General features: G+C 70.5%; 1 pseudogene. It reads right to left on the reverse strand.

The window, feature by feature from the left end:
* Positions 1-339: pseudogene (locus A2J03_RS14565) on the reverse strand (hypothetical protein); the annotation flags it as partial.
* Positions 340-352 lie beyond the last annotated feature (13 nt).

Raw genomic sequence — 352 nt, forward strand, 5'->3', positions numbered from 1 at the left:
GATTGCTTCCGACAGTGCCACGTCGCGTCCTGCGGAGGGTCGCTCACGCCTTGCACGTGCCGCCGGTGAACGGGTGTTGTCGGTGGTGGGATCGGGAAGCGGCGCGGCAGGACGGATCCGGCCGCGCGCGATGATCCGGAACGCACGCGGCCCACCCGCCGATCCGGAATTGGTGACGCCGCCACCGGGCTCGGGAGCCGAATCGGGTGCGCCTGTGTCACTGTCGGCGGTGTCACTGCCTGCGGTGTCACTGTCGGCGGTGTCACTGTCGGCGGTGTCACTGTCGGCGGTGTCACTGCCTGCGGTGTCGCTGTCGGGTGCCGTCTCCGATGCCGGCACCGGTCCGGACTCC

Source organism: Rhodococcus sp. EPR-157 (assembly GCF_001647195.1).
Lineage (GTDB): Bacteria > Actinomycetota > Actinomycetes > Mycobacteriales > Mycobacteriaceae > Rhodococcoides.